Origin of the sequence: Kitasatospora sp. NPDC051853, from assembly GCF_044452665.1 — a bacterium.
GTDB lineage: Bacteria > Actinomycetota > Actinomycetes > Streptomycetales > Streptomycetaceae > Kitasatospora.
In genome coordinates, this window is the sequence record NZ_JBITBY010000006.1 from 480,262 (window position 1) to 505,827 (window position 25,566).

The 25,566-nt window shown below is 73.5% G+C and carries 26 protein-coding genes and 1 riboswitch; of the genes, 12 read left to right on the plus strand and 14 right to left on the minus strand.

Annotation, left to right across the window (positions count from 1 at the left end):
• Positions 1 to 126: 126 nt before the first annotated feature.
• Both ACIA8O_RS20320 and ACIA8O_RS20325 read right to left on the minus strand, forming a co-directional pair.
• Positions 127 to 327: a hypothetical protein gene (locus tag ACIA8O_RS20320; protein ID WP_396295290.1), complete on the minus strand. Its 201-nt coding sequence runs from the start codon at positions 325 to 327 to the stop codon at positions 127 to 129.
• Positions 328 to 393: 66 nt separating this feature from the next.
• Positions 394 to 1,554 carry a transglycosylase family protein gene (locus ACIA8O_RS20325; protein WP_396295291.1) on the minus strand — a complete coding sequence of 387 codons (1,161 nt, stop codon included), beginning with the start codon at positions 1,552 to 1,554 and terminating at the stop codon, positions 394 to 396.
• Positions 1,541 to 1,741, minus strand: a riboswitch (cyclic di-AMP (ydaO/yuaA leader). It overlaps the preceding gene by 14 nt.
• 191 nt (positions 1,742 to 1,932) lie before the next feature.
• Here ACIA8O_RS20325 and ACIA8O_RS20330 point away from each other — a divergent pair.
• Positions 1,933 to 4,038, plus strand: a complete 2,106-nt coding sequence (locus tag ACIA8O_RS20330; protein WP_396295292.1) for a hypothetical protein — start codon at positions 1,933 to 1,935, stop codon at positions 4,036 to 4,038.
• Between the two features lie 82 nt (positions 4,039 to 4,120).
• Here the strand turns inward: ACIA8O_RS20330 and ACIA8O_RS20335 are convergent, their stop codons facing one another.
• Positions 4,121 to 4,981: a sirohydrochlorin chelatase gene (locus tag ACIA8O_RS20335; protein ID WP_396295293.1), complete on the minus strand. Its 861-nt coding sequence runs from the start codon at positions 4,979 to 4,981 to the stop codon at positions 4,121 to 4,123.
• A 341-nt stretch (positions 4,982 to 5,322) separates the two neighbouring features.
• Between ACIA8O_RS20335 and ACIA8O_RS20340 the strand changes: the two genes are divergently transcribed.
• Positions 5,323 to 5,562, plus strand: a complete 240-nt coding sequence (locus ACIA8O_RS20340; protein WP_345289599.1) for a DUF397 domain-containing protein — start codon at positions 5,323 to 5,325, stop codon at positions 5,560 to 5,562.
• Positions 5,563 to 5,711: 149 nt separating this feature from the next.
• Here ACIA8O_RS20340 and ACIA8O_RS20345 read toward each other — a convergent pair whose 3' ends face one another.
• On the minus strand, positions 5,712 to 6,251 hold the full coding sequence (locus ACIA8O_RS20345; protein WP_396295294.1) for an ATP-binding protein: 540 nt from the start codon (positions 6,249 to 6,251) through the stop codon (positions 5,712 to 5,714).
• Between the two features lie 421 nt (positions 6,252 to 6,672).
• Between ACIA8O_RS20345 and ACIA8O_RS20350 the strand changes: the two genes are divergently transcribed.
• On the plus strand, positions 6,673 to 7,539 hold the full coding sequence (locus tag ACIA8O_RS20350; RefSeq protein ID WP_396295295.1) for a helix-turn-helix domain-containing protein: 867 nt from the start codon (positions 6,673 to 6,675) through the stop codon (positions 7,537 to 7,539).
• Between the two features lie 83 nt (positions 7,540 to 7,622).
• On the opposite strand, the gene ACIA8O_RS20355 is transcribed toward ACIA8O_RS20350, so the two are convergent.
• Complete coding sequence (locus tag ACIA8O_RS20355; protein WP_396295296.1) at positions 7,623 to 8,228, minus strand: TetR/AcrR family transcriptional regulator; 606 nt, start codon at positions 8,226 to 8,228, stop codon at positions 7,623 to 7,625.
• A 194-nt stretch (positions 8,229 to 8,422) separates the two neighbouring features.
• Complete coding sequence (locus ACIA8O_RS20360) at positions 8,423 to 9,964, minus strand: MFS transporter (protein ID WP_396295297.1); 1,542 nt, start codon at positions 9,962 to 9,964, stop codon at positions 8,423 to 8,425.
• A gap of 88 nt (positions 9,965 to 10,052) precedes the next feature.
• Between ACIA8O_RS20360 and ACIA8O_RS20365 the strand changes: the two genes are divergently transcribed.
• Entirely contained in the window at positions 10,053 to 10,472 is a 420-nt protein-coding gene (locus ACIA8O_RS20365) for a MarR family winged helix-turn-helix transcriptional regulator (RefSeq protein ID WP_396295298.1), read from the plus strand.
• A 90-nt stretch (positions 10,473 to 10,562) separates the two neighbouring features.
• Here ACIA8O_RS20365 and ACIA8O_RS20370 read toward each other — a convergent pair whose 3' ends face one another.
• Positions 10,563 to 11,588, minus strand: coding sequence for a serine hydrolase domain-containing protein (locus ACIA8O_RS20370; protein ID WP_396295299.1), 1,026 nt, complete (start codon positions 11,586 to 11,588; stop codon positions 10,563 to 10,565).
• 99 nt (positions 11,589 to 11,687) lie between these two features.
• Between ACIA8O_RS20370 and ACIA8O_RS20375 the strand changes: the two genes are divergently transcribed.
• Positions 11,688 to 12,314: a GNAT family N-acetyltransferase gene (locus ACIA8O_RS20375; RefSeq protein WP_396295300.1), complete on the plus strand. Its 627-nt coding sequence runs from the start codon at positions 11,688 to 11,690 to the stop codon at positions 12,312 to 12,314.
• Positions 12,315 to 12,496: 182 nt separating this feature from the next.
• Positions 12,497 to 13,189, plus strand: coding sequence for an SDR family oxidoreductase (locus tag ACIA8O_RS20380; RefSeq protein ID WP_396295301.1), 693 nt, complete (start codon positions 12,497 to 12,499; stop codon positions 13,187 to 13,189).
• Positions 13,190 to 13,226: 37 nt separating this feature from the next.
• Here the strand turns inward: ACIA8O_RS20380 and ACIA8O_RS20385 are convergent, their stop codons facing one another.
• From ACIA8O_RS20385 to ACIA8O_RS20405, 5 genes are all read right to left on the minus strand, one after another.
• Positions 13,227 to 14,183, minus strand: coding sequence for a M56 family metallopeptidase (locus ACIA8O_RS20385; protein ID WP_396295302.1), 957 nt, complete (start codon positions 14,181 to 14,183; stop codon positions 13,227 to 13,229).
• Between the two features lie 226 nt (positions 14,184 to 14,409).
• The gene (locus tag ACIA8O_RS20390) at positions 14,410 to 14,883 is read right to left on the minus strand and encodes a DUF5134 domain-containing protein (protein WP_396295303.1); all 474 of its coding nucleotides are present in this window, start codon (positions 14,881 to 14,883) and stop codon (positions 14,410 to 14,412) included.
• Positions 14,884 to 15,008: 125 nt separating this feature from the next.
• Positions 15,009 to 15,773: an amino acid ABC transporter ATP-binding protein gene (locus ACIA8O_RS20395; protein ID WP_396295304.1), complete on the minus strand. Its 765-nt coding sequence runs from the start codon at positions 15,771 to 15,773 to the stop codon at positions 15,009 to 15,011.
• Positions 15,770 to 16,651, minus strand: a complete 882-nt coding sequence (locus tag ACIA8O_RS20400) for an amino acid ABC transporter permease (protein ID WP_396295305.1) — start codon at positions 16,649 to 16,651, stop codon at positions 15,770 to 15,772. The genes ACIA8O_RS20395 and ACIA8O_RS20400 overlap by 4 nt, the downstream gene beginning before the upstream one ends.
• On the minus strand, positions 16,648 to 17,520 hold the full coding sequence (locus ACIA8O_RS20405; RefSeq protein ID WP_396295306.1) for an ABC transporter substrate-binding protein: 873 nt from the start codon (positions 17,518 to 17,520) through the stop codon (positions 16,648 to 16,650). Before ACIA8O_RS20405 ends, ACIA8O_RS20400 begins: the two co-directional genes overlap by 4 nt.
• Before the next feature lie 420 nt (positions 17,521 to 17,940).
• On the opposite strand from ACIA8O_RS20405, the gene ACIA8O_RS20410 reads away from it, so the two are divergent.
• Genes ACIA8O_RS20410 through ACIA8O_RS20420 form a run of 3 tightly spaced genes read left to right on the plus strand, consistent with a single transcriptional unit; the run spans position 17,941 to position 21,166 of the window.
• Positions 17,941 to 19,356 (plus strand): DUF6421 family protein, encoded by a 1,416-nt coding sequence (locus tag ACIA8O_RS20410; RefSeq protein ID WP_396295307.1) that lies wholly within the window; start codon positions 17,941 to 17,943, stop codon positions 19,354 to 19,356.
• Complete coding sequence (locus tag ACIA8O_RS20415) at positions 19,353 to 20,102, plus strand: SDR family NAD(P)-dependent oxidoreductase (RefSeq protein ID WP_396295308.1); 750 nt, start codon at positions 19,353 to 19,355, stop codon at positions 20,100 to 20,102. The genes ACIA8O_RS20410 and ACIA8O_RS20415 overlap by 4 nt, the downstream gene beginning before the upstream one ends.
• A complete protein-coding gene (locus ACIA8O_RS20420) occupies positions 20,099 to 21,166 on the plus strand; it encodes a threonine aldolase family protein (RefSeq protein ID WP_396295309.1) in 1,068 nt (355 codons plus the stop codon). Before ACIA8O_RS20415 ends, ACIA8O_RS20420 begins: the two co-directional genes overlap by 4 nt.
• Before the next feature lie 62 nt (positions 21,167 to 21,228).
• Here ACIA8O_RS20420 and ACIA8O_RS20425 read toward each other — a convergent pair whose 3' ends face one another.
• Positions 21,229 to 21,708 carry a hypothetical protein gene (locus ACIA8O_RS20425; RefSeq protein WP_396295310.1) on the minus strand — a complete coding sequence of 160 codons (480 nt, stop codon included), beginning with the start codon at positions 21,706 to 21,708 and terminating at the stop codon, positions 21,229 to 21,231.
• 248 nt (positions 21,709 to 21,956) lie between these two features.
• On the opposite strand from ACIA8O_RS20425, the gene ACIA8O_RS20430 reads away from it, so the two are divergent.
• Positions 21,957 to 22,787, plus strand: a complete 831-nt coding sequence (locus ACIA8O_RS20430) for a poly-gamma-glutamate hydrolase family protein (RefSeq protein WP_396295311.1) — start codon at positions 21,957 to 21,959, stop codon at positions 22,785 to 22,787.
• Between the two features lie 4 nt (positions 22,788 to 22,791).
• On the opposite strand, the gene ACIA8O_RS20435 is transcribed toward ACIA8O_RS20430, so the two are convergent.
• Positions 22,792 to 23,739 (minus strand): ROK family protein, encoded by a 948-nt coding sequence (locus ACIA8O_RS20435; protein ID WP_396295312.1) that lies wholly within the window; start codon positions 23,737 to 23,739, stop codon positions 22,792 to 22,794.
• A 143-nt stretch (positions 23,740 to 23,882) separates the two neighbouring features.
• On the opposite strand from ACIA8O_RS20435, the gene ACIA8O_RS20440 reads away from it, so the two are divergent.
• Together ACIA8O_RS20440 and ACIA8O_RS20445 are read left to right on the plus strand one after the other, a co-directional pair.
• Positions 23,883 to 24,512, plus strand: a complete 630-nt coding sequence (locus ACIA8O_RS20440; RefSeq protein WP_396295313.1) for a GDSL-type esterase/lipase family protein — start codon at positions 23,883 to 23,885, stop codon at positions 24,510 to 24,512.
• Between the two features lie 29 nt (positions 24,513 to 24,541).
• Entirely contained in the window at positions 24,542 to 25,561 is a 1,020-nt protein-coding gene (locus tag ACIA8O_RS20445; protein WP_396295314.1) for a LacI family DNA-binding transcriptional regulator, read from the plus strand.
• The last annotated feature ends 5 nt before the right edge of the window (positions 25,562 to 25,566 follow it).

The following is a 25,566-nucleotide window of genomic DNA, read 5'->3' on the forward strand; positions in this document are numbered from 1 at the left end:
GCACACATAAATCCCCCCCCCGCTGGCCCCCCCCCCCCCCCCCCCCCCCCCGCCCCCCCCGCCCGCCCCCCCCCCGCCGGCGCGGCCCGCCCCCCCCCCCCCCCCCCCCCCCCCCCCGCTTCCGTGTCAGCCCTCCTGGACGGCCGGGTCGGGCGTGACCAGCCGGCTCTCGTCGGCGGCGTCGCCGGTGCGCGCCTCGGTGCGGCGCGAGCGTGCGAGGTAGTCACGGAGGATCAGCTCGACGGCGTCCTGCGGGTTCTTGGTGCCGGCGAGGAGCATCAGCTCGATCGCGAAGTCGGCTTCCAGGGAGACGGTGACCTTGGCCATGGCGGCAGGATACGGCTCCGCCCCCGGAGCCGACCAGGTCTCCGGGGGCGGTGCTTCACGCCGTCGTCAGACGCGGCCCGCGAAGTCGGGGGCCCAGTTGGCGATGGTCTCGGTCTTCACGCCGGCGCGGGGGTTGGCCGCCTCGACGTACTTGCCACCGCCCAGGTAGATGGCGACGTGGTAGACGCCGGAGTTGGCGCCGTTGTTGGACCAGAACAGCAGGTCGCCCGGCTGGAGGTTGTCCAGCGAGACCCGGGTGGCGGCGTCGGCCTGGTCGTTGGCCACCCGGGGCAGGGAGATCCCGGCCTGGCGGAAGGCCGCCTGGGTCAGGCCGGAGCAGTCCCAGCCGCCGTTGCTGCTGCCGCCGTAGACGTAGGCCTGGCCGACCTTGGAGAGCGCGAAGTTGATCGCGGCGGCCTTGGAGCCGGTGGCGACGGTCGCGGTCTGCTCGGTGGCGGACTTCTTGGCCGTCTTGGTGCCGCTGGAGGCGGAACCCGACTGCGGGGCAGTGGACTTGGGGGCCGGCGCCGGAGCCGGAGCCGGGGCCGGAGCCGGGGTGGCCACCGCGACGTTGCCCAGGACCAGCTGCTGGCCCGGGTAGATCATGTCCGGGCCCTCGGGGAGCTGGGCCTTGTTCAGCTCGTAGAGCTTCTCCCAGCCGCCCTCGACGTTCTGCTGCTGGGCGATGGTGGAGAGCCAGTCCCCGGCCGCCACGGTGTAGCTCTTGGCGGTGGTGGCGGCGGGCTGCGCGGCCTGCTGCTGCGGGGCCTGCTGCTCGGCGGCCTTCGGGGCGGCCTGCGGGGCCTGGGCCTTGGTGGAGGTGTCGACCTGGGCGGCGGCGCCGCCCTTGGTCAGGCCCGCCTTGACGGAGCAGACCGGCCAGGCGCCGGGGCCCTGGACGGCGAGCACCTTCTCGGCGACGGCGATCTGCTGCGCCTTGGTGGCCTGGTTGGCCTGCGGCGCGTACTGCTTGCCGCCGAACTCGGCCCAGGTGCTGGAGGTGAACTGCAGGCCGCCGTAGAAGCCGTTGCCGGTGTTGATCGACCAGTCGTTGGTGGACTCGCAGGCGGCGACCTTGTCCCACACGGAGACGGGGGCGGCCGAGGCGGAGCCGGCGGTGAGGGTCGGGACGGTGAGGCCGATGCCCACGACGCCGGTGGCGGCGATGAGTCGGCGGGCACGCTTGGAAGTGGTGCTGGACAGCACGAAGACGCGTTCCTCTCCCACGCCTGCGAGGTGAGCTGTCGGATTCGGGCTGGAGTTGCCCGGCCGTGCCTGAGCGCGGCTTCACCCCAAGCCTGAAAACGGTCATGTGTGACCGAAACCAGGCGACTTACCTGTGGTTCCCCCGCCCCTGCCGTGGTGCTGATGAGCTGCCGGCCCGTCCGGCGGCAGGATTCGGCGTTCCGGAGGGGCTGGGTCCGTGTGGCCACGAACAGGGCGTCACGTTAGGCAGAGTTAAGTTGAAACCGCAAACCCCTGTGATGCCGATCATGGTTTCTTTACCGACTCTTCATGAACCGGAAGCTGTCGATCCGGATGTCGGTTCCGATCGATTCTGTTCAAATTCCTTGCGGCGAAAGGGATTTGCCTATGCTTCGGGTCATGCGGCACGCGAGAGGGCCCCAGTCGGGCCCGGCGGACAGTGGATCGGCAAAGGTCAGTCGCCGGAAGCTCCTCATCGGCCTGGCGATCGGGACGGCCCTGGCGGCGGTCGGGGTGGAGGAGGTGGTCCGGCGCTCGGGCAGTGGTCCTGACGCCCCCTCGGCGGCGAAGCCGCCGCCACCGACCGAAGCTTCGCACGCGCACGGTGCGTCGCCCGGCCCCTCTGACATCCCGTCCGCCACGCCCTCGGCCTCGCCGACCGAGTCCGCCTCCGCACTGCCCTCGCCCGGCGAGACGGTGCGGCCGCGGAACTGGTCCGACCCGGCCGGCTGGGGCGGCGGCGCCGCGCCCGGCCCCGGCACGGCGGTGCGGATCACCGACCACGTGCTGCTGGACGGCGACGTGACGGTCGCTTCGCTCCTGGTCGAACCGTCAGGTTCGCTCACTTTTGCCCCGGATCGCCCGGTTTCGCTGACCGCCCACGGCAACGTCGAGGTCCGCGGCGCGCTCACCCTCGCCCCGCGGGACGCCGCCACCGTGCACGCCGTCCGCTTCCCCTCGGTCAACGAGGGGCGCTTCCAGGGCGGCGGGATGGCCCTGGTGGAGAGCGACACCGGCCTCTGGGTCACCGGCTCCGGCCGGCTCCGCCTGGCGGGCGCCAAGCGCACCGCCTGGGTCCGCGCGGCCGGCCCGCTGAAGGCCGGTGACACCAGCATCAGGCTGGCCGCCGCCCCGGCCGGCTGGCAGGTCGGCGACGAGCTCGCCGTCACCCCGACCGGCACCCCCGACGCCGAGGGCTTCTCCGAGCGCTACGACCACCGCACCGTCACCGCCGTCAACGGATCCACCGTCAGCCTGGACGGCCCGCTCAAGTACGCCCACCCCAAGGTCACCACCGGCGGCGGGGTGAGCGTCGGCGCCGAGGTGCTCAACCTGACCCGCAACGTCCGGGTCGAGGGCACCGAGAAGGGCCGCGCCCACGTCCACATCACCAGCAACCAGCGCGCCGACGTCCGCTACGCGGCCCTGCGCTGGATGGGCCCGCGCTCCGCGGGCAAGGAGAAGTGGGCCGGCAAGCCGGTCACCGAGCCGGTGCTCGGCCGGTACGGGCTGCACTTCCACATGCTGGGCGACACCACCCGGGGCACCGTGGTGGAGGGCGTGGTGGTCCGGGACACCGGCAGTCACGCCTTCGTGCCGCACAACTGCCACGGCATCACCTTCCGCTCCTGCATCGCCCACCAGACCTGGGAGGACGCCTACTGGTGGGACGGCCCGCTGGACACCCGGACCCCGCAGGGCCCCTCGCACGACATCACCTACGACAGCTGCGTGGCCTCCCGTACCCAGTTCGACCCCAACCCGCGCGGCTACCGGCTGACCGGCTTCAGCCTCGGCGCGGGCAAGGGCGGAGTGGCCCGGGACTGCGTGGCGGTCGGCGTCCAGGGCGCCAACGGCGCCTCCGGCTACGAGTGGCCGGAGACCAGCGAGGGGGTGTGGACCTTCGAGCGCTGCCTGGCCCACAACAACCTGGAGAACGGCATCTTCGTCTGGCTGAACGCCGAGTTCCACCACACCGTCGGCCAGTTCGTGGCCTACCACAACGGCGGCTGGGGCATCGAGCACGGCGCCTACCTGAACGACTTCGACTACAACGGCACCGTCCTCTACGGCAACGCGGCCGGGGGAGTGGCGATCCACGCGCTCGGCCGGGACAAGGGCACCGTCTTCGACGGCCTGCTGATCGACGCGGCCGGGCAGTCGGACTACGCGGTCTCCACCGCGCTCCACCAACTCCCGGGCGAGACCGTCCAGGTGACGCGCAGCAAGTTCACCGGATACCGCAAGGCCGGGGTGGCGCTGCGCGCGGTGGACGGCGGGGCGCCGGAGGACATCGCCATCCTGGACTGCGAGTTCAGTGGCACCGAGCTCTGGCTCGACCCGAAGCTGCCCACCCCGAAGCGGGTGGTGCTGCGCAGGGCGGGGGCGAACGAGGCCCAGGAGATCCACCTCTCGGGCGCGCCGACCCCGACCACCAGCGCCGTGCCGCCGCGCGCGGTGGTCACCCCGAGGATCGCGCTGCGGGACGCGGCGCCCGTCTCCTGAGTCCACGCGGATGTGGACGCGCAAGGGCCCCGTACGGTTCCGCACCGTACGGGGCCCCGTCGCGTTGCCGGGTGGCGGAGCGTCAGGCCCCGGCCTCCTGCTCCTCGAGGACGGGCTGCGGGAGCGCCGCCAGGTAGGCCGAGGCGATCAGCTGGCCGACGGCCGGGTAGGCACCGAGCGGAGCGGCGCTCGGGCAGCCGGCCTCCTCGGCGGCGGTCGCCAGCAGCTCCGGGTCGGCCTCGGGGCCGATCACCAGCGGGGCCAGCGCCGGGCGCTGGGACCCGGTCGCCTTGAGGTGGTTGACGGCGGCCAGCACCGAGCCGGGCACGTCGAGGGCGGCGCCGACCACCGGGACGGCCAGGCGGGCGGCCAGCAGCACGCCGGTGATCTCGGCGGCCTGGGCGGCGTCCTCTCCACCGGCGGTGGTGAGCACGATGCCGTCGGCGGCGGTCGCGATGGCGAACAGCCGGGCCCGGTCGGCCCGGGCCAGCCCGGCCTCGGAGAGGCGGACGTGGACGGCCTCGGCCAGCAGCGGGTGCGGGCCGAGCACGTCGGTCACGGTGGCGCCGTGCTCGGCGGCCAGCTCGTGAAGGCCGGTCAGGAAGCCGTGCGGGCCCGGGAGGAGGGGCACCAGCACGGGGGCGGGCAGCCCGGCCTCGGCGGCCCGGGCGAGCAGCTCGGCCACGGTGGGGGAGGAGTCGTCCTGGGCGCCGTCGAGGTAGGCGGCGGTGGCCTCGATGCCCGGCTGCTCGCCGCGCACGATCGAGAGCAGTTCCTCGACCACGGGGCGGGCCTCCGGCCCGGCGGTGGCCGGAACGGCCAGCACCAGCGTCGGCGAACCCGCCGGGATCTCCGGCCGCTCGGGACGGCGGTGGCGCCCCCGCGCACGGGAGCCTGGAGTACGTACGGGCAGTGCCGGGCCCGGGATGGCTGCTGTGCTCATGGCGGAGATCGTAGGACATCTCCCCCCACCGGCCACAGCCGGGCCGGAGTCCGGACAGTGATCGGCGTCACAATCCGACAGAGGTGACGGACCGTGAGCCATCTCGCGAAACCCCCGAAGATCGACAACCCGCTGGAGTTCGAGTACGCGCAGTCATCGGTATGTCCACGATTGGCCCGCGTTTGTCCTGATACGGGGCGTCAACTCGCTTGGCGAGCGCGCCTGCTGACTGATGCATGCCCCGCTCGGTGCACGCGCAAACACTCGTGCTGATGCACGTGCACTGGAGCTATCATCACGTCAAGTGAGGCGAACGCCTGTCACGTCGGGGAGAATCCACCATGCAGAACACCACGTACAACGGCATGCCTTCCGCGGACCTCGAAGGTGTGGTCTGGCAGAAGAGCCGCCACAGCAACTCGCAGGGGAACTGCGTGGAGTTCGCGGCCCTGCCGGGTGGTGACGTCGCGATGCGCAACTCCCGCTTCCCGGACGGACCGGCGCTCGTCTACACCCGCGCGGAGATAGCGGCGCTGCTGCTCGGCGCGAAGGACGGGGAGTTCGACCACCTGGCGGGCTGACAGTCCGTCGGGCCGGGGCCACCGGGGCCGTCGCGAGGGGATCGCGGCGGCCTTTCGTCGTGTCCGGGGCCGTCCCGCGCCCCGTTGTGACTGCCCGCGCCCCGTCGTGGAACCCCGCCGTGGCGGCGGCGGGGTGGCCTGGCGGACCGTCAGGCGGAGCGCCGGTGACGGCCGGGAGTGGCGGCGGGTGCCACGGTGTCGGCCTCGAAGACGGCCCAGACCACCTTGCCGGCGCCGGCCAGCGGGTGCCAGCCCCAGGAGCGGCTGAAGGAGTCCACCAGGTGCAGGCCCCGGCCGGACTCGGCGACGAAGTCGGGCTCGCGGGCCACCGGGCCCTGGCTGCTCGGGTCGCTGACGGCACAGACCACCTGGGGCGAGCGGTGCACCAGGCTTATTCGGATCGGCAGAAGGCGCGCGTCCGCCCGCGGCTCCACGGTACGGTCGGGACCGGGCTGCACGGGCAGCCGGACCGCTGACGCGGCGTCAGGTCGCTGCAGCAGGGCGTGCCGCAGGGCGTTGGTGACCAACTCCGAGGCCACCAGGGCGATGTCGTCGAAGAGGGGAGCGAGGCCCCAGCCGTGCAGGGTCTCCCTGGCGAACTCCCGGGCCGTCCGCACGGCCTCGAAGCGGGGAGCGAGGGTGCAGCTGACCACGTGCGGGTCGGCCGCGATGGCCGTACCGGTGCTCATGAAGAGCTCCTCCCATAAGGGGGCGGACACGGCGGGACCCACCGGGGTCATGCCGGTCACCTCCGACTCGCTCGGCCGCGCGGCCACCGGGCCGACGAACCACGTCCGCGCACGGCGATCCGGCCACGCGGGGGCGCGGCCGGAGGCGTGTGCGGAATCGCGCGTGGGGACGTCGACACGGTGCCCGCGGGGGTGCCAGGGGTGTGCAGGTGCACGTGCACCATGGTCCCGTGCGCACAGTGCGGATGCAAGAGTCGATTCACGTGCAGTCGCACCTTTGGCATATGCAAGCGCCGGATGCACGTGCATCCTGGGAGGGTCGGAGCAGAACTGGCAGATTGATCAGTCAGTACCGGCACCCAGAGCGCTCAACTGATGGCAGACTGTGCGCTGTTTGCTCACGGCGGAGGTTTTGACGGCAATGACCACAGTCCAGCCCGGTGGCGGTTCGATGGTGCGCCGGATCCTGCTCGGCTCGCAGCTCCGCCGGCTCCGGGAGTCCCGGGGGATCACGCGCGAGGACGCCGGCTACCAGATCCGGGCCTCGGAGTCGAAGATCAGCCGCATGGAGCTCGGCCGCGTCTCCTTCAAGGAGCGCGATGTCGCCGACCTGCTCAGCCTCTACGGGGTGGACGACGGCGCCGAGCGCGAGGCGTTGCTCGGCCTGGTCCGCGAGGCCAACAAGTCCGGCTGGTGGCACAGCTTCAACGACGTGCTGCCCGGCTGGTTCCAGACCTACGTCGGTCTGGAGGAGGCGGCCGCCCAGATCCGCACCTACGAGGTGCAGTTCATCCCCGGTCTGCTGCAGTGCGAGGAGTACGCCCGCGCGGTCTTCTCGCAGACCCGCCCGGTGATCACCGAGGAGGAGCTGGAGCGCCGCCTCAGTCTCCGGATGCGCCGTCAGAAGCTGCTCAGCGACGGGCCCGGCCCGCGCCTGTGGGCGGTGATCGACGAGGCCGCGCTGCGCCGCCCGGTCGGCGGCCCGAAGGTGATGCGCGCTCAGGTCCAGTACCTGCTCGACGTGTCGGAGCAGGCCAACGTGGTGATCCAGGTGATGCCGTTCCGCTTCGGCGCGCACGCGGGGGAGAGCGGTGCGTTCTCCATCCTGCGCTTCCCCGAGCAGGACCTGGCGGACGTGGTCTACCTGGAGCAGCTCACCAGCGCCCTCTACCTCGACAAGCGCGACGACGTCGACGCCTACGTCCAGGTGATGGAGCGCCTGTGCGTGGACAGCCTGACGCCCGAGCAGACCAAGGACCTGCTCACCCGGATACTCACCGGCAACTGATCCGCTCCGGCGCCGGTGGCCCGGGCATCACCATGTCCGTTGCCCTGACGCATTCCTGACAGACCGTCAGCCGTCGGCCCGGCTCAGACCCGGGTCGGCGGCTGCGTGCGCGGCGGCGCCTCGGGCACCGGCGGCCGGCCCAACTCCCAGGCCAGGCCGTAGCGGTAGAACAGGTCCGCCCGGATCGGCGGCAGCGAGACCGCCGCGCCCGGCAGCAGCAGCCCGATCACCCCGCCCATCAACGCGCTGCGCAGCACCGCGTGTTCGGCCACCGGATCGGCCGAGCCCCAGTCGCCCAGCAGCCCCTGGAGGATGCCGCCCAGGGTGCGCTGCTCGGGGTCCTTCACGAACGCGCCCACGTCCGGGTCGAGGATCAGCGCCAGGTGCGAGCGCATCACCCTGGGGTGGTCCAGCGCCAGCGCGAGCACCGCGTCGATCGCCCGCGCCAGCCGCGCCTCCGGCCCGGCCCCCTCGGGCAGCTCCGCCAGGGCGGCGGAGAGCTTCTGGTGCATCATCCGGTGGGTGGCCGCCTGCATCAGCAGCCGCTTGCTGTCGAAGTAGTACGTCAGCAGCCCCCGTGCCAGCCCCGCCCGCTCGGCGATGTCGCCCAGCGTGGTCCTGGCGTACCCGTGCAGGTCGACCAGCTCGACCGTCGCCTGCATGATGCGGAGCCGGGAACGTTGGCGCATTTCCTCATTGACCGATTCCCCGCGAGGTGCCATCGTGTCTGCTCCGTACGTTGATTGGCTCCCAGCCAATATACTGTGCGGGAGCCGCTCGCCAGGCCCTTCGGCCTCCGGCGTACGGCGACGGGGCCGGGTCCACCAACACGGGGGTTTGGTGGACCCGGCCTCCGTCACGAGTGCCTCGGGGTGACGCGCCGTCAGCCCTTCGTCAGCACCTCCGCGGCGGCCGGGGCCTCGGCGGCGGTGCGGGCGTAGTCGTAGTCCGGCACCGCGACCGGCGCCTTGCGCCGCTCCAGCGCCACGCCGACGGCGGCCACCACGAAGCCCACCAGCGAGATCCCGGTGACCAGCAGCAGGGCCGGGCGGTAGCCGTCCAGCTGTGCCGCGGCGCTCTCCCCGCCGCCGCTGCCCGCGGTGATCACGGCGGTGACGGCGGCCATCACCAGGGCGCTGCCGACCTGGAAGGCGGTGTTCACCAGCCCGGAGGCCAGGCCCTGCTCCTCGTCGTCCACGCCGTTGGTGGCCGCGATGTTGACGGAGGGGAAGCCCAGCGCGAAGCCGATGCCGAGCAGCACCATGCTGGGCAGCACCAGCGTGGCGAAGCCGCTGTGCTCGTCGAGCCGGAGGAAGAGCGCGTAGCCGAGGGTCAGCGAGAGCACCCCGAGCACCATCAGCCGCCCGGTGCCGAAGCGGTCCACGATCGCGCCCATCTTGGTGGCCGAGAGGGCGACCAGCGCGCCGGCCGGGAGGAAGGCCAGCGCCATCTCCAGGGCCGTCCAGCCCAGCAGCCGCTGGAGGTAGAGGGTGGCGATGAACTGGAAGCCCGCGTAGGAGCCGAAGAGGGCAAGCGCGGTGAGGTTGGCCCGGGCCACGCCGCCGTTGCGGAAGATGCCGAGCCGCACCAGCGGGTGGGCGGTGCGCTGCTCGATCACCAGGAAGGCCGCGGCCAGGGCCGCCACCAGGACCAGCGAGCCGATGGTGCGCAGGCTGCCCCAGCCGGCGCTCTGGGCCTCCGTCACGGTGAAGACCAGCAGCAGGAGCGAGCCGGTGCCGGTGACCGCCCCGGCGATGTCGTACCCGGCCGAGCCGCGCGGCGGGCGGGGCTGACGGGGCAGCAGCTGGAAGGCGAAGGCCAGCGCGATCAGCGCGACGGGCACCGGCATCAGGAAGGTCCAGCGCCAGCCGGCCGAGGTGAGCAGGCCGCTGAGCACCAGGCCGAGCGAGAAGCCGCTGGCGCCGGTCACGGTGTAGATGCTGAGCGCGCGGTTGCGGGCCGGGCCCTCGGCGAAGGTGGTGGTGATGATCGACAGTCCGGCCGGGGCGGTGAAGGCCGCCGCCACGCCCTTGACGAAGCGCGCCGCGATCAGCAGCCCGCCGTCGTCGACCACGCCGCCGAGCAGGGAGGCGGCGGCGAAGACGGCGAGGGCGACCAGGAAGACCTGTCGGCGGCCCAGCAGGTCGGCCGCCCGGCCGCCGAGCAGCAGCAGGCCGCCGTAGCCGAGCACGTAACCGCTGACCACCCACTGGAGGGTGGAGGTGGAGAGCTGGAGGTCGGTGCCGATCGAGGGCAGGGCCACGCCGACCATCGACACGTCGAGGGCGTCGAGGAAGAGGGCGGCGCAGAGCACGATCAGGGTGCCCCAGAGCCGGGGGCTCCAGGCTTCGTCGCCGTGGACGGACGGGGCGTCAGAGGGAGTGGCGGGAGCGGCGGTTGCCGATGGCTCTCGTGCTGTGGTCATGGGAAGGACACTTCCATGCACGTGCATTCAATGCAAGTCGATTTAATGTGTGCGCAATAAGTTCATGCGCATGTGGTAGGATGGCCGCGTGTCCGAACCCGATGTCCCCGCCGACGGGGCGAACCTGGTCTCCGACTGGCGCGACCTGCTGGCCCGTCAGGCGGCCACCGCCTGTGCGCTCGACCGTGAGCTGGGCGAGCGGCACGGGCTGGGCATGAGCGAGTTCGAGGTGCTGGAGCGCCTCTACGAGGACGAGCGGAAGCCCCTGCACGAGACGCGGCTGCGGGTGCAGGACCTCTCCGCCCAGGTCCACCTGAGCCAGAGTGCCCTCTCCCGCCTGATCGGCCGCCTGGAGAAGGCGGAGCTGGTCGAGCGGGCGATGTGCTCCTCCGACCGGCGCGGCATCTACGTCACCCTCACCGAGGCCGGCCGGCGGCGGTACGAGGAGGCCCGGCCGGTCCACCGCGAGGTGCTCGCCCGGACCCTGGGCGGGCTCCAGGGCGGCTGATCCTCCGTCAGGTCGGCCGGGGCGTTCGGTCGGATCGGCCTGTTCGGTCGGGCCGTTCGGCCGGGCCGGCCTGTTCGGGTGGGTCGGCCGTCAGTCCCGGAGGGCGTGCCGGATCAGGTCGCGCGCCAGGCCGTCCGCCCCGCCCGGCACGGGCGTCGAGCTGTTCCCCAGGACGATCCCGGTGAGTCCGGCCGCCGGCGCCAGCAGCAGCGCGGCGCGGAAGCCCGGCACCGAACCGGTGTGCCCGGCGAACTCCGCCCCGTCCTCCCGCCAGAGCTCCAGTCCCAGGCCGTAGCAGCCCTCCACCACCGCCGGCCGGCGCATTCCGGCGACTGCGGCGGCGCTCAGCACGCCCTCCCGGCCCCGTGCCAGGAACGCGGCCCAGCGGGCCAGGTCGCCGAGGGTGGACCAGTACTGCCCGGCCGGGGCCAACGCACCGAAGTCCAGGGCCGGTTCGGGGCGCGGGGCGCCCGTGCGCGGATCGGCCGACCAGCCGCCCGCGGCCGGCGCCTGCGGCCGGCGGGTGGTGCGGCGCATCCCGAGCGGCCGGAGCAGTTCGGCGGCCAGCGCCTCGTCCCAGGAGGTCTGCCGGTGCCGCTCCACCAGGGCGCCGAGCAGCGCGTAGCCGACGTTCGAGTAGTGGTGCGCCGCACCGGCCGGGTGGAGGACCGGCGGCTCCCCGAGCAGGTCGGCGGGCGAGCGGCGGCCCTCCGGGTGCGGGCCCTCCGGCCGCGGGCCCTCGGGGCGCGGACTCTCGGGCGGGTCCAGCGGCAACCCGGCGGTGTGCGCGAGGAGTTGGGCCACGGTCGCGGCGCCGACGGCCTCCGGCAGGCCGGGCAGGTGGCGGTCCAGCCGGTCGTCGAGCCCGAGCAGCCCCTCCTCCCGCAGGCGGAGCACCAGTACGGCGGTGAAGGTCTTGGTGATCGAGCCGACCCGGAACTGGGTGTCGCCACCGGGCGGCCGGCCGTCCACGGAGCCCGTGGCGCCGGTCCAGAGCGGGCTGCCGTCGTCGCGCAGCAGCGCGGCGGCCAGGGCGGGCAGCCGGGCCGCGGCCCGGGCCGCCTCCAGGCGTTGGTCGAGCAACCGGCGGGTGGCGGGGGAGAGTTCGTCGTTCACCGGGCGACGGTAGGCAGGTGGGGGTACCCCGGCGCCACCGAATTCGGCCCTCCCGTACAGTTCGGTCGGTTCGGTGACGGAGGAGCGAGGGGGCCGGTAGTGGAGACCGCACGGTGGTGGGTCGAGGGGTGGGCGGTGTCCCGGCGGCTGGCCGCGCCGGTGGACGTCCCCTGGGGGATGCGGATCGACGTCGGAGGACCCCGGGAGACGGTCCGTCACGTCCTGCTCGGCGCCGACGCCACGACCGCCCGTACGCTGATCGCCTCGGTCGCCCAACCCGCCGTCTGCATCAAGGGGTTCCTCCCGGCCGAGGTGATGGACCCGTGGTTCCCCGCCGCGGACTGGCAGCCCGTGGACCCCTGCTTCCTGATGGCCGTCGACCTGCGCCCGTCCCGGACGCGGGTGCCCGACGGCTACACCGTCACCACCGCGACCACCGGCGGTGTCACCACCGTCCGGGTCCTGGCCGACGACGGCAGCCCCGCCGCCTCCGGCCAGGCGGGCCTGACCACCGCGGTCTGCGTCCCCGACCGGATCTCCACCGAACCGGCCCACCAACGGCGGGGGTTGGGCACCGTGGTGATGGCCGCCCTCACCGACGCGGCCCTCGCCCACGGGGTCTCGTCGGGCGTCCTCGGCGCCACCGTGCAGGGCCGGGCCCTCTACGAGACCCTCGGCTGGCGGGCCCTCGCCCCGCTGACCGGCTACGTCTCCCGGGGCCGGTGAGAACGGGTGCCGGAGGCGCCGGGGGAGGGCGGCCGGGCGGCCCGCCCGGGGAGGCGGCGCCGGGGCGGTGGAGCGGGCGTCGGTGGGGCGGGCATCGGTGGTGAAGTCGGGGCTATAGTGCAGGCGTTTCGGGGGCAGACGGCCAGGCCGTGCCCCGACCGCACCGCCGAGGAGGCCGTCCGATGGGACCCGTCACGCTGATCACCGGGGGCTCGACCGGCATCGGTGCCGCCACCGCCCGGGCCCTGCTCAAGGAGGACCACCGGGTGGCCGTCACCGGACGGGACGCGGACAAGCTGGCCGCCTTCGCCGCCACGGCCGGAGCGGGCGAGCGGCTGCTGACGATCGCCGGGGACACCGGCGACGAGCACGACGTCGCCGCCGCCGTGCGCCGCGTGGTGGACACCTGGGGCCGGCTGGACAACGTCATCGCCAACGCCGGGTTCTCGCTGCCCGGGAACCTGGAGAGCCACGCCCCCGAGGACATGCGGGCCATGGTCCTCACCAACGTCCTGGGCCCGGCACTGCTGGTGCGCGAGACCCTGCCGCGGCTCAGGGAGTCCAAGGGCCGGATCGTGCTGATGGGTTCGGTCGCGGGAGTGCGCCACACACCCGGCAACCTGTACTCGGTCACCAAGTGGGCCGTGCACGCGCTGGCCGAGAACACCCGGCTGCTGGTCGGCCAGGACGAGGTCGGCGTGACCGTGGTCGCCCCCGGGGTGGTGGACACCCCGTTCTGGGACGAGCGCGGCGGCAGCCCCGGGGCGGCGCTGACCGCCGAGCAGATCGCGGACACGATCGTCTTCGTCCTCGGCCGGCCAGCGGGCGTCGACATCAACCACATCACCGTGCGGCCCACCGGCCAGCTCGGCTGAGCGGGCTGCCAGAAGCGCCAAGTGGGCTGACGGCTCCTCAGATCAGGCTGACCAGGCCCGGGGCGGCGGCGAGCAGGATCGCGGCGGCGGGGGCGGCCAGGGCGGCCACCGTCAGGCGCAGGCGGTGGTGGACCGGGAGACGGGGTTCGCCGGCGAGCAGGCGGTCGACGCGGTGCGGGGTCTCGGCGAGCTGCTGCGGGGTGCAGGAGGCGCCGAAGACGCCGCGGCCGCTGTTGATCTCGACCAGGGCCAGGGCCGTGGTCACCCGGCCGTGGCGGCGGGCCGCCCGGTCGTCGGCCGCCAGCTCCACCAACTCGCCCACCTGGTCCCGGAAGGCGGAGAACACCCCGACCCCCGGGAAGCCGCTCGCCAGCGCCTGGGCGGACTGCGCCAGCCAGTGGTGCCGGTGCCGGACGTGCCCCCGCTCGTGGCTGAGCACCGCCGCCAGCTCACGGTCCGTCAGCTGCTGGAGCGCACCGGTGGTCACCACCAGCCGGGAGGACGGCCCGGGCAGCGACCAGGCCTCGGGGCGGACGTTCTCCAGCACCACCAGCCGCTCCCGGCCCGCGGCCTTCCGGGCACCCAGCCCCTCGGGCAACTCCGGCGCACGATGGGCCAGTTCGGCGGAACGCCGGTCGCGCAGCGCCCGCGCCGAGCGGACCTCCCGGGAGAGCGAGTAGGCCGTCCACAGCCCGCCCGCCGCCAGCAGCGCGGCCGTCAGCCGCCCCCACCCCTCCGCGTCGGCCAGGCCGTAGGCGGCCTCCACCCCGTGCGGAGCGGTGGAGAACAGGAGGGCCCGGACGGGCGGCAGCGCGGCGGAGGTGGCCAGCAGCAGCGCCAGCACGCAGCACAGCAGCACCGCCACGACCAGGCACTGCCACACCAGCAACGCCAGCACCGGCTCCCGGTCCGCCCACCGCACCCGCGCCAACAGCCGCGGCGCGACGGTGGCCAGCACCGCCCCCAGCACCAGCAGACCGAACAGAGCCGTCATGGCAGCAACCTACGCGCTCCGCCGCCCCGGGAGAACCCGCTCCGGCCCAACATGACCCACGGCACACCGGCTCGACGCAGGACGCCCGGCAGGGCAGCGACCCAGGGGCGCGAGGAACTGCGCGAGTCCGGAAGGCGGCCCACAGCCGGATCGGGGCAGGTGCGTCAGCTGCACGTGCTGCCGTTCCCCTGCGCGCAGTTCCCCGCGCCCCCGGAGGCGTAGCCACCTACATGGTCAGCAGCATCGCGAACATCCCGACGCCCATGGCCGAGCGGCACGCCCGGGAGACGTGGGCGGAGACGGCGACGGCGTGGCCGGTGGGGGTGGCGAGCAGGCGGGTGCCGCTCCACACCGTGTAGGTGCCGAAGTACAGCAGGAGCAGACCCGTCAGCAGCGGCAGCCCCGCCGCGCCGTGGTGGGCGGCCGGGCTGAGCGCCATGTAGGCCATCGCCGCCGAGCCGACGGCGTGGTGGAGCCGGTGGCCAGGGTGGTGGCCGCCGAGGGCGGCGGCGGCCAGCATGTAGACGGTGAGGCCGGCGAAGAGCCAGCCCCAGAGGGGGACGGGCCACAGGGCCATGCCGGCCATGCCGAGGCCCATCGCGGCCTCGGTGGCGTCGGACTCCCGCTGCCCGCCCCGCCGCAGGCGGTACAGGCAGTAGCCGGCCGTGCCGCCCGCGACGGCCGCGAGGAGTGTGCTCACCAGTACCGGTCCGTGCACCGCAGCGCCCCCTCCGCAGCCGATCCCGCCCCGTCCGCTCCACGATCACCGATCGGGAACGGGCGGAGCAGGGCGCGAACGGGGGCGCACTGAGGTGTGACGGGTGGTCAGTTGCCGGGCGTGAGCCGTCCGGAGGCGACGATCCGGCGGAGGAACTGCCGGGTGCGTTCCTGCTGCGGGTCGCCGAAGACCTGCTCCGGCGGGCCCTGTTCGAGCACCACGCCGGAGTCCAGGAAGCAGACCTGGTCGGCCACCTCCCGGGCGAAGCCCATCTCGTGGGTGGAGAGCACCATGGTCATCCCCTGCTCCTTCAAGTCCCGGACCACGCCCAGGACTTCGCCCACCAGCTCGGGGTCGAGCGCGGCGGTCACCTCGTCCAGCAGGAGCAGCCGGGGCCCGGTGGCCAGGGCCCGGACGATGGCCGCCCGCTGCTGCTGGCCGCCGGAGAGCCGGTCGGGGTACTCGCGGGCCTTGTCGGCCAGGCCGAGCCGGGCGAGGAGTTCGAGGGCGTGCGCCTCGGCCTCCGCGCGCTCCCGCCGGTGGACCCGGCGCGGGGCGAGGGTGACGTTCTGCAGGACGGTCAGGTGCGGGAAGAGGTTGTAGGACTGGAAGACCACACCGATCCGGCGCCGGACGGCGTCCTGGTCCACCGACGGGTCGGTGATCTCCTCGCCGTCCAGGAAGACCGCGCCGTCGTCCACCTCCTCCAGCAGGTTGGCGCAGCGCAGCAGGGTGGACTTGCCGGAGCCGGAGGCCCCGATCAGCGCGGTGACGGAGTGGGCGGGCACCGACAGCGAGACGTCCCGCAGCACCAGCTGGCCGCCGTACGACTTGCGCACCGCCTCGAAGCGGAGCACCGGATCGTCGCTCACACCGCACCCCCCTGGAACTGACGACGGTTCATCCGCTGGCTGACCCAGTCGGTGAACCGGGTCATCGGGATGGTGAGCAGGATGAAGACCAGCGCCGACACCAGGTACGGCGTGTAGTTGAAGGTCCGGGAGGTGATGATCTTCGCGGCGAAGACCGCGTCGATCACGCCGCCGATGGAGACCAGGCCGGTGTCCTTCTGGAGCGAGACCAGGTTGTTCAGCAGCGGCGGCACCACCCGCCGCACCGCCTGCGGCAGGATCACGAACCGCATCGCCTGGGCGTTGGTCAGCCCCAGCGAGCGGGCCGCCGCGCGCTGGCTCGGGTGGACGGACTGGATGCCGGCCCGGAAGACCTCGGAGACGTACGCCGAGTACGTCAGCACCAGGGCGGCCCCGCCGAGCACCAGCGGGTCGGTGGTGACGCCGGTGAGCCGGAGCGCGGGCACGCCGGTGATCATGATCAGCAGGCAGATGATCATCGGCAGGCCGAGGAAGAAGTCCACGTAGGCGGTGGCCAGCAGCCGCACCGGCAGGAAGACCGGGCCGCGCAGGGTGCGCAGCACGGCCAGCAGCAGGCCGAACACCAGGATCAGCGCGCCGCAGACCAGCATCAGGACGAGGTTGACCTTGAGGCCGGCCAGCACCTCGGGCAGTGCCTGGCGGGCGTAGTGGGCGTTGAAGAAGGTCTGCCTGGTCCGCTCCCAGCCGGGGGAGCCGACCACCACCACCGCCAGCACCAGCGCGGTGAGCGCGGTGCTGACGGTGGCGATCAGCGCGGAGCGGCGGGCCCGGCGGCGCCGGTGCGCCTCCCGGGCCAGCCGCCGTTCGGACGGCCGGTACTCCTCGTCCGGCTTCGTCAGGTCGGTGGTGGCGGTCACTTGAGCACCGGGGCCGAGACGGCGTCGGAGAGCCACTGCTTCTCCAGCCTGGCCAGCGTGCCGTCGGCCCGCAGGGCGTCCACGGCCTGGCTGACGCAGCCGGTCAGCGCGCTGCCCTTGTCCAGCACCAGGCCGAACTGCTCGCCGCCGGAGCCGCCCGCGCCCTCCAGCTGCCCGATCACCTTGGCGTCCGTCACCTCGGCGCCGGTGATGTAGAAGGCGGTGGGCAGGTCGACCACCAGGGCGTCGATCTGACCGTTCTTCAGGGCGGTCTTCGCCAGGTCGTTGTCGTCGAAGACGGCGGGCTGGGCGGCGGGCCTGATCTGCCCGGTGATCGCGGACAGGCTGGTGGTGCCGACCTGGGCGCCGAGCTTGGCGTTCTTCAGGTCGGCCAGCGAGGCGGCGCCGGCCGTCTTGGAGCCCTTGAGCGCGATCACGGCCTGCCGGACGTCGTAGTAGCCGGAGGAGAAGTCCACCGACTGCTTGCGCTCGGCGTTCACCGACACCTGGTTGATGTCGAAGTCGAAGTCCTTGGCGCCGGGCGCGAAGGCCTTGTTGAAGGGGCTGACCACCCAGCTGACCCGGTCCTTCGGGTAGCCCAGCTTCTCCGCCACCGCGTAGGCCACCGCCGACTCGAAGCCCTTGCCGTTCTCCGGGGCGTCCTCGGAGAACCACGGGTCGTACGCGGGCTTGTCGGTGCCCACCGTCAGGGTGCCGGACTTCTTGGTGGCCAGCTTTCCGGCCTCGCAACTCCCGGCGGCGGAGGGCGACTTGGCCTCCTCCTGGGGGGCGCAGGCGGCGAGCAGCGCGGCGGCCGCGAGCAGGGCGGCCACGGGGGCGAGACGGGCGGTGCGGACGGCCGGGGTCATGGCGGGCTCCAGGGGCAGGGGGTGAGGACGTGCCAGGAAGAGGACTGCCCGTCGGGAGGGCGCGGCCAACCGGGTCATCAGCGGTGGCGCGGCGCGGGGGCGGCGGGCATGGTCGGCGTACGGCACGGCCGCCGCGGTGCCTCCCGACGGGGTGTCAGCGGCGGGGCGTCAGCAGGCGCCGCGACAACAGGAAGGCACCCGGGTCAGGTCGGGGTGGCAGCAGGCCACGTGGATCACCGCCGGGAGCATGGCGGGAGGTTCGCACCCCATCGGCCCCACTGTCCACAAAGTCCACGCCACTGTCCGCATGCTGGACGGCACGTATGTCACGTCAGTGTCGGAGGGACCCCCCTTGAACAGGAGAACCTTTCGAATCTATGGTGTACCTGTCGAAATAACTCCTGTCTAAGTGGGTCTCTGATGCAGAATCTTTCGCCCAAGCTCGTCGAGGCGGCCGAACTCTCCGGAGTAACCCCGGCCGGCCACGCGGCGCACCCCGCCTGGATCCGGCTGAAGGAGGCCGTCGAGGCGCTGCGCCCGCTGCAGGCCAAGGACGGCTCCATCGACCTGTCCGCCGTCCAGCGCTCCACCGTCGACCCGCTGGTCGAGTCGGTGCTCGGCTCGGTCGAGGAGCTCGCCCCGCTCTTCCCGCACGACGCCGCCTACCTGACCGCCGTCCTGGCCGACCTGCGCAAGTGGGCCGACACCGGCTACCGCGAGCCCGACTTCCTGGACTCGCTGCTGGCCTTCCAGCCCGCCGAGCAGCGCGAGGACGGCCTGGAGCACCTGGTGGTGTTCCCGATGTACACCCAGAACGGCAACCCGAACCGCAACCTCGAGGCCGTCCTGCTCACCGTGGTCTGGCCCGAGTGGCTGGCCGAGCTGGAGCGCGAGCGCTTCGACAACCCGATGTTCGTGCCGATCACCTTCACCGACTTCACGGCCGGCTACGACACCAACTCCGCGGTGCTCTTCCCGGAGACCGTGGCGGTCCGCCAGGCCCCCGAGCGCTTCACCTGGGGCGGCATCTTCTGCGACCGCGAGGCGGCCCGCTTCCGCGCCGTCTCCACCAGCGCCGTCAAGCAGCTCGGCCTGGAGATCCCCGAGGACGCCGTCGGCCTGCTCGCCGACCAGCAGCGCGCCCAGCAGACCTTCGTGCTCTGGGACCTGGTCCACGACCGCACCCACAGCCACGGCGACCTGCCGTTCGACCCCTTCATGATCAAGCAGCGCTCGCCGTTCTGGATGTACGGCCTGGAGGAGCTGCGCTGCGACCTGACCGCCTTCAAGGAGGCCGTCAAGCTGGAGGCCGAGGGCTACCCGCAGGGCCGCGACGTCCAGTACGCCATCCTCTTCGACCGGATGTTCCGCTTCACCGTCTCCGGTGACCGGGTGCGCAACTACGACGGCATGGGCGGCCAGCTGCTCTTCGCCTACCTGCACAAGCACGACGCGCTGCGCTGGCGCGACAACCGGCTCTCGATCGACTGGAGCCGGGTCGCCGAGGTCACCAACGGGCTCTGCGCCGAGATCGAGACCCTCTACCGCGACGGCATCGACCGTCCGAAGACCGCCCACTGGATCGCGGCCTACGAGCTGGTCTCCCGGTACCTCACCCCCCACCCGGCCTCCACCTGGGCCAAGGGCCCCGAGGGCCTCCCGCTGGACATCGCCGAGGACAAGGCGCTCCGCAAGGCGCTCTGCGACGCGGTGCTGCCCGACGAGTTCCCGCTCTCGATGTTCTTCGAGGCCCTGTCCAAGAAGCTCCGCGGCGTGATCGCCGCCACCACCGGCATCACCGGTGCCACCGCAGACCGTCAGGAGATCGCGGCGTGAACGACCGTCAGCTCGAAGGCAAGGTCATCGCCGTCGCCGGAGCCACTGGCCCGGCCGGCCGCGCCACCCTGCGCCGCCTCACCACCGCCGGCGCGACCGTGATCGCCGCCGACATCGACGGCCAGGCCCTGGAGTCGGCCCTCGACACCATCCGGCTCACCGTCCCGGACGCGAAGATCTCCAGCCAGGTCATCGATCTGCTCGACCCCCAGGAGGTCCACGACTGGGCCGACCACCTGGAGAACGAGCACGGCCACGTCGACGGCGTCTTCCACCTGGTCGGCGGCTGGCGCGGCAGCAAGACCTTCTTCGACAGCCGCATCGACGACTGGGACTTCCTGCACGACCGGGTCGTCCGCACCCTCCAGCACACCTCGCTGGCCTTCCAGCCCGCGCTGGTCCGCAGCGAGGCCGGCCGCTACGCGATGATCTCCGCCTCGGCCGCCCACAAGCCGACCGCCGGCGGCGCCGCGTACGCCGCCGCCAAGGCCGCCACCGAGGCCTGGACACTGGCCATGGCCGACTCCTTCGTCAAGGAGACCACCGCCCCCGACGGCGTCCCGACCGCGGCGGCTGCGATCCTGGTGATCAAGGCCCTGGTCACCCCGGAGATGCGCGCCGAGAAGCCCGACGCGAAGTTCGCCGGCTTCACCGACACCGCCGACCTGGCCGACGCCCTGGCGTCCCTCTGGGACCGCCCCGCAGCAGAACTGAACGGACAGCACCTGTGGCTGACAGCCCGATGACCACCACCGACGCCGTACGCCGCCACGACCCGGCCGTCCGCGGCTTCGCCAGCGACAACTACGCCGGCGTCCACCCGGAGATCCTCGCCGCCATCGCCCTGGCCAACGACGGCCACCAGGTCGCCTACGGCGAGGACCAGTACACCGAGCACCTCCAGGAGGTGTTCCGCAAGCACTTCGGCCCGTCCGCCGAGGCGTACCCCGTCTTCAACGGCACCGGCGCCAACGTGGTCGCCCTCCAGGCCCTGCTCCCGCGCTGGGGCGCGGTGGTCGCCGCCGAGACCGCCCACATCAACGTGGACGAGTGCGGCGCCCCCGAGAAGATCGCCGGCCTCAAGCTGCTCACCGTCCCCACCCCCGACGGCAAGCTCACCCCCGAGCTGATCGACCGTCAGGCCTGGGGCTGGGGCGACGAGCACCGCGCCCAGCCGCTCGCCGTCTCCATCACCCAGAGCACCGAGCTCGGCACGCTCTACACGGCCGAGGAGATCAAGGCGATCTGCGACCACGCCCACCAGCACGGCATGCTCGTGCACCTGGACGGCTCCCGCATCGCCAACGCCGCCGCCTCCCTGGGCCTGCCGCTGCGCGCCTTCACCACGGACGCGGGCGTCGACGTCCTCTCCTTCGGCGGCACCAAGAACGGCCTGCTGCTCGGCGAGGCCGTGGTGGTCCTCAACCCGGAGCGGGTCAAGAACCTCAAGTACCTGCGCAAGATGTCGATGCAGCTCGCCTCGAAGATGCGCTTCGTCTCCGTGCAGTTCGAGGCCCTGCTCAGCGGCGACCTCTGGCTGCGCAACGCCTCCCACGCCAACGCCATGGCCAAGCGCCTGGAGGCCGCCGTCTCCGGCATCGACGGCGTCACCCTGGTCCGCCCGGTCCAGGCCAACGCGGTCTTCGCCATCCTCCCCCGCGAGGTCAGCGAGCGCCTGCAGAAGCGTTACCGCTTCTACTTCTGGGACGAGCACACCGGCGAGGTCCGCTGGATGGCCGCCTTCGACACCACCGAAGCCGACATCGACGCCTTCGCCACCGCCATCGCCGAGGAGATGGGCCGCGCCTGACGCCCCCTCACCTCCCGCCGAACGCCCCCGCCCCGTCCCCGCGACGGCGGGGGCGTTCGCCGTCAGCGGGCGCCGGCCGCGAGCACGATCCGGAAGGCCTCCGCGCGGTCCAGCTCGGTGCCGTCGAGGGCCCGCTCGAACGCGGCAGCGAGAACGGCGGGCAGGTCGGCCTCGGGGACGGAGGCGCGGAGCCCGGCCAGTGCGCCAGGCAGGTCCTCGTCGTCGATCCACCCGGCGTGCTCCTGCCGCAGGTGGTGGACGACCGCGACGAGCTCGGGCCGCAGCCGCATCCACGCGCGGGAGGAGCGGATCTCCTCCTCGACCTGGTCCGTGAACCGACGCATGACCTCGTAGGGCACCTGCTGTGCCTCCTCCAGCTCCTCGAAGCGGAACACCGGCTCACGGGCCGGATCCTCGTCGGGGATCACCGCGGACACCAGCAGCCGCTGATGACGGAGGTCCTCGAGCTCCAGGTGCCAGGCGTTGTCGCCGAGGACGTAGCAGGCGGTGGTCAGGTAGTCGCGGTCGTGCGGGGATGCCATGGCACGCGGCCTTCCGGTCAGGGGAGTGGTGTCACATCATCTGGGGCGGCCCCGCGCCGTGCCGAGCGGTTTTCGCCGGTCAGCCGGCGGCGTCGAGCACGATCCGGAGGGCGTCGGCAGGCTCCAGGGCGGTGCGGGGGCTCGACGTGGAGCGTCGGCACCTCTGACGGATTCCCCGGCTCCCCGCTCTGTCGGTGATCCGCCGTTCGTTTGCCTGCACGCCCGCTGAGCTGCCAGGATCCGCTCCCATGATTGACCGCCGCACACTGATCACCGCCCTCGTCGCGGCCCCCGCCATGGGCGCCCTCGGCACCGCGCTGTCGGCCACCACGGCCCACGCCGCCGACCTCTACGACTCGAACACCGCCCTCTACGCGGACCCGGCCCTGGTGGAGGGCGTCGACTACGGCCGGCGCCTGCGCCGGCACCTGGTCGACGACCAGGACCCGGCCGCGGCCGCGGCTCCGGTCCGGACCACCGTCATCGCCCCGCACGGCGGCGGCATCGAGGGCGGCACCTCCGAGCTGTGCCTGGCCATCGCCGGGTACTCCCCGGCCGGCCCCACCGACACGGCCCCCGCCGGGCCGCTGCACGACTTCTGGATGTTCGAGGGGCTGCGGTCCTCCGGCAACAGCGCCCTGCACGTCACCTCGACCCACTTCGACGACCTGACGGGCCGTGCGATGTGCGCGGGCAGCCTCAACGTCGTCTCCCTGCACGGCTGCACCGCCGCCCAGGCCGGCCTCGAAGCCGGTGCCGCCGCGGTGCTGATCGGCGGCCTCAACGCCACGCTGCGCCAGTACCTGGCCGAGGAGTTCGCGGCGGCGGGCATCCGCGCGGCGACCGCGACCGGGGACGAGGAGATCGCCGGCGTCCACCCGCAGAACATCTGCAACCGCAGCCTGCTCGGTGCGGGTGCGCAGTTGGAGCTCACCACCGAACTGCGCGCCGCGATGTTCGCGCCCGGCAAGAACACCCGCCTCGACCGCGCGGCCAACACCCTGCCGCTGTTCTGGAGCTTCACGGCGGCCGTCCGCACCGCCATCCAGCGGCTGGAGGCCACCCAGCCCGTCCGCTGACGTTTCAGCGGGAGGCCGTGCGGGCCAGCGCGGCCGCTCCGATCAGGCCCGCGTCCGTGCCGAGTTCGGCCGGGAGGAGGACCGTGCGGGCCGCGAAGGGGAGGGCGGCGTAGGCGGCGAAGTGGCGGCGGAGCGGGGTGAAGAGGAGGTCGCCGGCCTGGGCGACGCCGCCGCCGATGACGGCGGCGTCGAGGTCGACGAGGGTGGCGGTGGCGGCGATGCCGGCGGCGAGGGCGCGGGCGGCGGTGTCGAAGGCGGCGAGGGCGAGCGGGTCGCCGGTGCGGGCGGAGGCGGCGACGGCGCCGGCGGAGGTGTCGCCGTCGGGGGAGCGCCAGCCGGACTCGGCGGCGGTGCGGGCGATGGCGGTCCCGCTGGCGAGGCCTTCCAGGCAGCCGCGGGAGCCGCACGGGCAGGGGCGGCCGTCGAAGTCGACGGTGATGTGGCCGAGGTGGCCGGCGTTGCCGGTGCGCCCGGTGTGCAGCCGGCCTCCGATCACCAGTCCGGCGCCGACCCCGGTGGAGACCACCAGGCAGAGCACGTCCCGGTAGGGCCGCGCCGCGCCGCACCAGTGCTCGGCGGCGGTCATCGCCACCGCGTCCCCGCCGAGCACCACCGGCAGCCCGGCCACCGCCGGGTGGGCGGCGACCTCGGCGCGCAGCGGGAAGGCCCGCCAGCTGGGGATGTTGACCGGGCTCACCGTCCCCGCCTCGATGTCGACCGGCCCCGCGCTGCCGATCCCGACGGCGCGGACGGCGGCCCAGCCGGGGTGCGCGGCGAGCAGGTCCAGGACGGCGGCGACGGCGGCCGCCATCTCCTTCTCGGTGCCCCGGGCGGGCGTCGGCACCTGCACCCGGTGCAGCAGGACGCCCTCGGAGTCGACCAGCCCGCCGGCGGTCTTGGTGCCGCCGAGGTCGATCGCGGCCAGCAGGGAGTCGGGAGTCCGGATGCTCATGGGTGGCAGCTCCGCAGATGGGGGTCGGTGGGAACGGGCCGATTCTCGCCGCCGATGACAACGTTGTCCAGGAGCTCGGCGCCCCGGTCCGCCGCTCCCGTACGCTGACCCCGTCCGACCGACCGTCAGGAAGGCCCGCCCGCATGCCGATCGACCTGCCGCCGCACCCGACCGTGCTCTTCCAGGGCGACAGCATCACCCGGGCGGGACGCCACCTCGCCTCCCCCTCCGACCTCGGCCACGGCTACCCGGCCCTCGCCGCCCCGGCCCTGCGCGCGGCCCACCCCGGCGCCACCCTGCTCAACCGCGGCGTCTCCGGCGACGGCGTCACCGACCTCCGCGAACGCTGGGCCGACGACACCCTGGCCCACCACCCCGACCTGCTCTCCCTCCTGATCGGCGTGAACGACACCTGGCGGTGGCGGGAGGGCGGCATCGAGTCCCCGATCGACCCCTGGGAGGGCCACTACCGGGCCCTGCTGGACGAGTTGCTGGACCGTCACCCCACCGCCCGCCTGGTGCTGGTCGAACCCTTCCTGCTCCCCGTCGCCCCGGCCCAGTGGGACTGGCGCCCCGACCTCGACGCCCGCATCCAGGTGGTCCGGCGCCTCGCCGAGGAGTACGGCGCCCTGCTGCTCGCCGCCGACGGCCTGCTCAACCAGGCCGCCCGCACCGCTGGCGGCCCGGCCGCGATCGCCACCGACGGCATCCACCCCACCCCGGCCGGCCACCGCCTGTTGGCCGAGGCCTGGACCGCCCTGGTGCTCGGCTGAGCCGCGCGGGGGAGCCGTATGCTCCCGGTATGACCAGCCGCCCCGTCACCGCCCGGCCCACCATGAAGGACGTGGCGGCAGCCGCCGGGGTCGGGCTGAAGACCGTCTCACGGGTCGTCAACGGCGAGAGCGGGGTCACCGAGGAGACGGCCGCCCGGGTCCGCGAGGCCATCGCCGCCCTCGGGTTCCGCCGCAACGACAGCGCCCGCCTGCTGCGCACCGGCCGCACCGCCTCCGTCGCGCTGCTCCTGGAGGACATCGCGGACCCGTTCTCCTCCGCCCTGACCCGGGCGGTGGAGGAGGTGGTGTGGGCCGAGGGCTGCCTGCTGTTCACCGGCTCCAGCGGGGAGGACCCGGACCGGGAGCGGGAGTTGGCGCTCGCCTTCTGCGCCCGCCGGGTGGACGGCCTGATCGTGGTCCCGGCCGGGGACGACCACCGGTACCTGCTGCCGGAGACCGAGTCCGGCACCCCGGTGGTCTTCCTGGACCGCCCCGCCGCCGGGATCGGGGCGGACGCGGTGCTCAGCGACAACGCGGGCGGCGCCCGTGACGGCGTGGCCCACCTGATCCGGCACGGCCACCGCCGGATCGGCTTCGTCGGCGACCAGCCGCACCTGCACACCGCCGCCGAACGGCTGCGCGGCTACCGGGAGGCGATGGCCGCCGCCGGGCTGACGGTCGATCAGCGCTGGATCGAGAGCGGCCCGAGCGACCGGGCCCGGGTGGCGGCCGCGGTGGCCCGCCTCACCAGCGGCCCCGAGCCGGTCACCGCCCTGTTCACCGCGAACAACCGGATCACCCTGGCCGCCCTGCACCACCTCCCGCCGGACCACCCGCGCCCGCCGGCCCTGCTCGGCTTCGACGACCTCGAACTCGCCGATCTGCTCACCCCGGGCCTCTCCGTCGTCGCCCAGGACCCCACGGCCCTGGGCACCGCCGCCGCCCGCACCCTCTTCGACCGCCTGGCCGGGGACACCTCCCCGGCCAGGCGCACCGTCCTCCCGACCCGCCTGGTCGCCCGCGGCTCGGCCGAGCGGCCGCCGCGCTGAGAGGC